The organism is Nitrospirota bacterium (assembly GCA_004296885.1).
Taxonomy (GTDB): domain Bacteria; phylum Nitrospirota; class Nitrospiria; order Nitrospirales; family Nitrospiraceae; genus SYGV01.
In genome coordinates this window covers 59,261-66,630 of record SCVN01000001.1, presented here as the reverse complement: position 1 = coordinate 66,630, position 7,370 = coordinate 59,261, and the positions used below count along the sequence as shown (strand labels likewise).

The 7,370-nt window shown below is 62.4% G+C and carries 3 protein-coding genes; all 3 read right to left on the bottom strand.

Features of this window, described 5'->3' with window-relative positions; translation table 11 throughout:
- On the bottom strand, positions 1-261 hold a 261-nt coding region (locus EPO61_00315; GenBank protein ID TAJ11074.1), incomplete at its 3' end, for a carboxypeptidase regulatory-like domain-containing protein.
- A 186-nt stretch (positions 262-447) separates the two neighbouring features.
- Positions 448-5,409 carry a hypothetical protein gene (locus EPO61_00310; GenBank protein TAJ11069.1) on the bottom strand — a complete coding sequence of 1,654 codons (4,962 nt, stop codon included), beginning with the start codon at positions 5,407-5,409 and terminating at the stop codon, positions 448-450.
- 538 nt (positions 5,410-5,947) lie between these two features.
- Positions 5,948-7,339, bottom strand: coding sequence for a sigma-54-dependent Fis family transcriptional regulator (locus EPO61_00305; protein TAJ11068.1), 1,392 nt, complete (start codon positions 7,337-7,339; stop codon positions 5,948-5,950).
- Positions 7,340-7,370: the final 31 nt, after the last annotated feature.

The window sequence follows — 7,370 nt, the reverse complement described above, 5'->3', positions numbered from 1 at the left end:
CAGATAGACCACGAGCTCGCGAAACTCGCCCGCCGGCCCGACCTGGAACGGTTGCAGGATGCGCCAGCCTTGCCCGTCGGAAATGCGCCCGCAATAGAGGGGGTCGGGCAGGGTGGTCAGATTGTAGCCCTTCGGTTTCGGCACGGCCCCGTCGAGCGTGACCTGCCCGGTCAATGTCCCGCCGTCGGTCACCGTGACTTCTTCGTAGGCCTCGACCTCGCCGAAGCCGAGCAAGAACGCTACGCCAACCACCGTTCCTATGACTGTCCTGGTCCATGTCCGCATGCCGGCCCCCTCTGTAAGATGATGATGAAGGATGAGTGACGAAGGATGAACGAACGGCCTCGCCCGCTCATCATTCCGCATTCAGCATTCAGCGTGAAAGAGAACGGGGAAGCTGCGTTGTTCTGCAGCTCCCCCGTCCTCGGTGTTACCCGTGCACTGCGACTACTTCATCGCGGTCGGGATCGCCTGGCCGGCCGAAGGCTGGCTGGGCGGGACCTCCGCGTTCTTGGTTCCGACTGCGCCGCCCGACAGCGGAAGGATCCGCTGATCGCCGGCCGGCAGCACCCGGAAGTAGCCCCACTGCCCGGACTGGGTATAGGGCAGCCGCTGGTTGGACCAGACGTAATCGCCCGCCAACCGGGCCGGGCCGCCCGCGCCGCCGCGCAGGAAGACATCCAGGGTCTCGGACCCGGAGTACTCCACCACGCTGATCTGGTCGGCGCCCGGCATGTAGGGCTCGATGGGCCACTCGTGGCCTTCCACCGAGAACATGCCGTTCTGTTCGTTGTTCGCCCCGATCACGTGGATCCGGACCGCGTCGCCCGTATGCGCTTCGATCAATGGCGTTACGGGATCTTCCGGCGCGTCCACTTTGCAGGGCATAAAGACCTTGTCCAGGCCGCAGCCCTGCTCCTCGCGAAACTTATAGGGTTCCGCTCGGTAGTTGACCGCCGTCACGCCCGCCACGTTCTGCACGTAGGGCATGAACGCCGTCCCGATGATGTTGTCCTCGTCCTGGAAGAACAGCGCGACATCGCGATAGTTCGCTTTGCCGGCATTCTCCGTCAGGCTCCGGTCCACGATGACATCCGCCCGCCAGGCGTTCTTCTGCGAGAGATCCTCGCCGGTCACCGGATCGCGATACTGCGACCCGCGCGGTCCGACGACGACCGCCCCGTAGAGCCCGTTGCGCGGATTGGTCACGATGTTCCCGCCGTCCCACACCAACGATGTCGTCTCCTTGTTGCCCGGATGCGCATAGTAGGTGTAGGTGCGGCTCCCGCCCGGCGCCACGGTCTGATCGCCGCCGTTGTTGCCGACGTTCAGGCCCTGGCTGTCCTTCGGATCGAAGGCCAGGCCCGGCGCGAAGAACGACGCCTTGCTCGCCTTCATCTTGTTCTTCAGATTGACCTTGACGCAATCGCCGACGTTGACGCGCAGCGTGAGCGGATGCGGCATCACGTTGCCCGCCACCCTCGTGGCGTCCTCTTCCAGCGCGAAGATCTTGCCATCGGGGACGGTCATTTCGATCTTGCGCTCGAAGTCCACTTCAATCGCGTCCGGTGCTTTCGGGTTCAGTTTCAACGGACGGTCTATGGCCACCACGTTGAACGTCTTCACCGGTGCGTCCGCCGGGCAGACATTGCTCGGCGTCACCGGAATGCCCGTGGGGTTGGTGCCCTTCGGGAGCGGTTGCAGATCCGCGGCCGGCTTGTCCAGCACGCGGAAGATCCCCCATCCACCTTCGGCGAAGTGGGAGCTCCGGCCGTTGAAGTGGATGTAGTCACCCGGCATGCCTTGGAAGCCGCCCGCCTTGGTCACCAGGTCGTACCGTTCGGCGATCCCGACATGGATCGAGTACTTCCGATTGGCGTCCCCGGCGTACCGTTCGGTCAGGAACGTGTGCCCGGAGATGGTCCACACGTGCGACTCGTTCATCAACTGATGCAACAGCCGGAACACGACCGTATCGCCTGCGTAGGCCCGCAGCATGGGCGTATCCGGATCCCCGTGCACGGCGCTGCTGAACAACACCGAGGTGTCCGGGTTGTTCGACAACCGTTGCGCGAACGGTTCGGCTCGGAAATTGAAGCCGCTGCCGGTCGTGTGCGTCCCCCCGTTGATGTACTGGTTGGGCGCATTGAGGATCTTCTCCGGCATCTGGAACGACACGGTCTTACCCGCTTCCAGCGCCACTTCCACCGGCTGTCCGGGCGGATTGCCCGCCTGGATCACGTTCACGGTGTGCGGGACGGTGTCGTGGATCGACACCATCAGCTCACGGAAGCTCCCGCTCACCCCGAAGCCGATCGGCTCGGTGCCGTGAATGTCCGCGATCGGTCCGCTGTAGACCAGCTTCCCGTTCTTCGGATCATGATACGTGGACCCGAAGGGCTCCACGAGCGTCACGCCGAACCCGCCGTGAGGCCAGGTCGTCGCGCCGAAGGCATGGTCATGCCAGAACACGGTGCCGTAGTCCGCATCCACCCAATACCGATACCGCACGAACTCCGGCGACACGAGGTCGTTGGCCGGATGGTTCTGCTTCAGCGGCTTGAAGAACGTGAGGGTATCTCCGTTGATCGACTTGATGCGGGCGACCTCGGAGCAACTCTTATCCCGCGGCAGTGACGCCGCGTGATCGTTGCCCTTTTCCAAGCAATCCATGCCCACCATCACTTCGGTGTTCACATGGAACGCCGCCGCCCCGGGCGCCATCTGAATCTTGATGGACGTGGCGCCGGCTTTCGCTCCGCCGACGACCTTGGCGACCATCGGCGCGGGCAACCCGTGATTGGTCTTCTTCCCCCACATGGTGAAGGGGCGGACCGACATTTCATACTCCATCCCGGAAATCACGCCGTCCGAGTTCCCCGTATCGAACTGGAAGAAATGGGGATGGATGTTGATCTTGGACGACTGGAAGTTGGTGAAATCATCATCGTCCCATTCGCTGGTGAGAATCGTATCCACGCAATCGTACACGTTGGCGCGCAGGACCGCGGGATACTTCATATCGTCGTTGGCACGGGTCAACCGCTCTTCCTCATGGTGAACGTAAATCAACCCGTCCTTGTCCGTGATCGCCGGCTCCTTCCCCTGCTTTTTGGACAGGGTGATGGGCAGCCGGATGAAGTGCAGGTTGTTCACCTTGGGAGTGTTCGCATTGTTCGGGCACAGGCTCCACGGGCCGTTCTCACCCGGCTTGGCCGGCTCCGAGGTCCGCTCGCCGTTTTCATCCTGGTGGATCGGCTCCAGCCAGGGCGCCCCGCTGTGGTTCGCCGAGAAGGGCACACGCTTGCCGAAGTGCGGCTTAAAGAGCGGCCATGCCATTTTCCCCGTGGTGGGATCGAACAGGATGGCCGGTCTGGTGCTGTCCGACCACTTGTCCGCCGCCGGGTACTTCGGATTCTTGGCCGTGCTCTCCCGCTCGCCCTTGGCGACGTCGCCGTCCCACTTCCAGTCCCACACGGTGGCGTCATAGGCCTTGATCTGGGCGACTTCGTCGTCCTTATGGCCCGGCTGGCCCTGAGCCGGCACGAAGATTTCCACCCAGTCCTTGATGTTCACGATCGCCGGATCGGCCTTCCAGTTGGTCTTCTGCTTCCGATCCACGATCTTGAACTTCTTGCCGAACCAATCCACGGTCGTCCCGATCAGCTTGTCGGACGACACACCGAGCTTCATCCGTCCTTGCCGATCCGGCAGTTCCCGCATGTCCGGCATCGTGTCGGTATGGCCCTGGCCGACTTGGAGCGTGTTGTAGTACCGGCCGTAGCCCCACATCCCCGCGACATAGTGGTGGGCGACGTGGCAGTGGAACAGGAATTCGCCGGCCAGGTGCTGGCACCCGCCGCCGCCGCATTCCGGTTCGAGGTCCAATGCTTCCGACGGCCCGATCACCTCCACGTCCACGCGATCGGACTTGGTCCGCACGACCGGATACTTCACCGGGCCGTCCTGGCCCATCGCCCACATGTTGTTGGGCTCGGTCGCAGGGCTACGCTGCCAGCGAATCGTTCCGCTGTGGGGATGGTGCGAGTGGAATACTTCCGATCCACCGTGGACAATGCGCCACTTGGTCGGATCGCCCAGGTAGCCGCGAGGAATCGTGGTCGGCGGATCGCCGAACGTATAGGCGCTGTAGGCCAAGGACTCGTCCTCGAACCCGAAATACTCGTGCTGCAAGTGCATCTGGTCGATGCCGAACGGCTCACTGCGGTAGTTCAGCGCGCGGCCACCCGGACGGTAGGCGTCGGTGAGCGGATCGCGCTGGGGCAGGAAGTCGCTCTTCTTGTTCAACGGGCGGAACGCCTCGTCGCCGATCTCATGATAGAAGAGCACGTGCTCGCGGAAATCCGGCCCAGAGCCGTTGTCAATCATGACTTGCCAGCCGCTGGCGGTTTCCGGCGCCGCCCCGGTCCCGAGCGGATCGAGATACTTGGATCCCTTCGGTTCGACGACGAACGCGCCGAAGAGGCCCAACACGGTCAGCTCGCGGTCGCGGCTGTAGGAATGGAACTGCCGGACGCCTTCCTGCGTGCTGGAAGGAATGTACCATTCCATCTCTACCGACTTGCCCGGTGCCACGACGGAATCCGGGTTCGTGGTGGTGGCCGCCTTCCCGGTGGCGCTGATGACCATGCCGGCGGACTGGATGTGCAAGCTGCCCGATTCGTCTGCCATCTGGTTGCGCAGGGTGATCTTGACGCAGTCGCCCTGGTTCGCCCTGAGGACGAGCGGTTGGATCGCGTCGCCCTGGAGGCCGGTGGTCACCGATCCCGGATCGAAGCCTTCTTTTTCACGCGCTGCCTTGTTCTTGGCCTCTTCCGCCCGAACCTTGTCGATGTCCCGGGCCAGCACGTACATGTAGCCGGGATAGTAGTCCAGCCACCGGTTGAGGGAGATCTCGACGTTGATCATCGAGACGTCATAGGTCTTCACGGGCGCGCCGGCCGGACACTTGCCGCCGGTCATCGAGACCGGTTCAACCTTGTTGTCGGACATCAGCAGGAAGCTGGATCCGTCCTGCCCCATGTATTGGTGCATCGACGACATGCCGTTGAATAAACCGGACGTCTGATGCGCCTGGGCATCCTGCGCCATCTGCTCGTCCATCTTGCGCATGAGCCGGTTGTGTTGCATCTCGACCACTTCGGAGCGTCCGGCGCGCCCCTCCAGGGCGTCCTCCACCTTCGTCTGCGCCTTCAGGGCGTCCTGCCAGTTCGAGCCGGCCACCGGACCGGACACCGGCGTCGCATGACCCTGATGGGATTCATGCGAAGGACCGGCAGCGAACAGGGATGGCGATGCTATAAGGCTGCTCGCCAGCAGCGCTGCCTGCAGACTCGCCACCACTTGCGCGGAGCGGCGTCTGCGTTGGGACTTCAAGGACCTCATCACTCGGCCTCCTTTCTGACAACAACGGCGGTCGCAAAGCCTGCGGCCACCGGAAAAAGATCGCGGATTCCTTCTTATGTCTGCTGCTGCCCGGCCTCCCGTTCTCCATATGATTGAAAAATAAGTGCCGGCGGAGAGTCCTTCTTATTGACAGGTCAGGGTCATTCGGAGGCCGGTCCTAGCTACCCTCCCTCCGCCAGCGGACGTTTATCTCCGCAACAGGCGTGCCATGTTGCGGCTTTCTGTCAAAGAGTCAAAAAAACCATATTTATTAATAATGTAGACGTGAAATGTCAGCCCGGCCAGGTCGCAGCAACGCGGAAGAATTCCACAGGCATGGACAGTTTCGCGACCGGATCTATGTCTTTCCATATAATTCAAGAGGTTTTGTTGTCCAAAGAATTGAACAGCATAATCGGCGGCAGAGACAGATTGGGGCAGATATAGTCTATGCAGGGGGCTTGGGGGATACTTAGTAGATGGTTGAAGAACTATCTCGACAGAAAATAACCAGTATGGAAAGGAATGTTCCTATCAACGGCTAGACGATCTGGTAGGTGCGGAGCTTATTGTAGAGATTGGCCCGACTGACCTTGAGCAGCCGAGCGGCATGCGACCGGTTGCCGGAGGCTTGGCGCAGGGCTTCCTCGATGCGGGTCCGCTCGGCCTGTTGCGCTGCCGTGCGAGCCACCGTGCGAAGATCAGTTTCCGCCGGGGCGGTGCGTGAGGGGTTGGATCCGAACAAATGCGCTTGCGTCACTTGCGGACCTGACGTCGTGACGACCGCCCGCTCGATCAGATGTTCGAGTTCCCGGATGTTACCCGGCCAGGGCGCATCCACCAAGGCCCGCATGGCATCGGCTGTCACGTCTCGAAGCGGCTTGCGGTGCCGTTTGGAGGCGGCCTCGATGAAATGTCGGATAAGCAGCGGAATGTCCTCGCGCCGTTCGCGTAGCGGCGGCAGGGCCAGGGGCAGTACGGCGAGGCGATAATAAAGATCTTCGCGGAATGTCCTGGCCTTGATCAGACCCTGCAAGTCCTTGTTCGTGGCCGAGATCACCCGGACATCCACCTTGGTCGATCGTCCGCTCCCCACCGGCTTCACTTCACCTTCCTGGAGGACGCGCAAGAGCTTGGCCTGAAAGTGCGCGCTCGTATCGGCGATTTCATCCAGGAAGATGGTGCCGCCGTCCGCTTCCTGGAAGAGGCCCTTCTTGGCGGCGTGCGCGCCGGTGAAAGCGCCTTTCAAGTGCCCGAACAGTTCACTTTCGAGCAGCGTTTCCGTGAGCGTCCCGCAGTCCACGACCACGAAGGGCTTGTCGCGCCGTCCACTGAGCTGGTGGATGGTTTTGGCCACCAGTTCTTTGCCGGTCCCGCTTTCTCCATGCAGGAGCACGGTGGCTTGGCTGTCGGCGATCAACCGGATCATCTCGAACAGGTCCCGCATGGCCGGACTGTGTCCGATCATGCTCCCGAGATGGTCGCTGTTCTTCGGGCGGCTGGCCTCCGCGGTGGCCCGCCCTGCTGCCCCGCGCGGCTTGAGAATTTGAACGACGCAGGCCCGCTCCCCGTCCGCCGAGTGCAGGGGAAATGTTTCCACGACGCCGCAGGTCGCCGCATCCGGTGGTAGCTGCTCGGCGACCGTCTTGAAGTCCAGGCCGTCAAAAACTTGCTGCGCCGGGCAGATCGGGCAGGGGTCGGACTGGCCGACGAAGGCCGCATGACACTTCACGGCGGGAGTCTCAATCTCCAGACAGTCCGGGCTCTCGTGGGCCGGCTTGTTGGCGTAGACGAGCTTGAACTGCCGGTCGATCACCGCGATCGGCTCGTGCAGCCGCTCGCCGAGCGCCCGCACCGCTTCGAGGTGGGCGGCCAGAATCGGGTCATCCGGCGTGAGAGGGGGAGGGGTGCTGTCTCGTCGAGATCCGGCCATCTCGTTCTCCAGGGCAAAGAGCCTATGAATT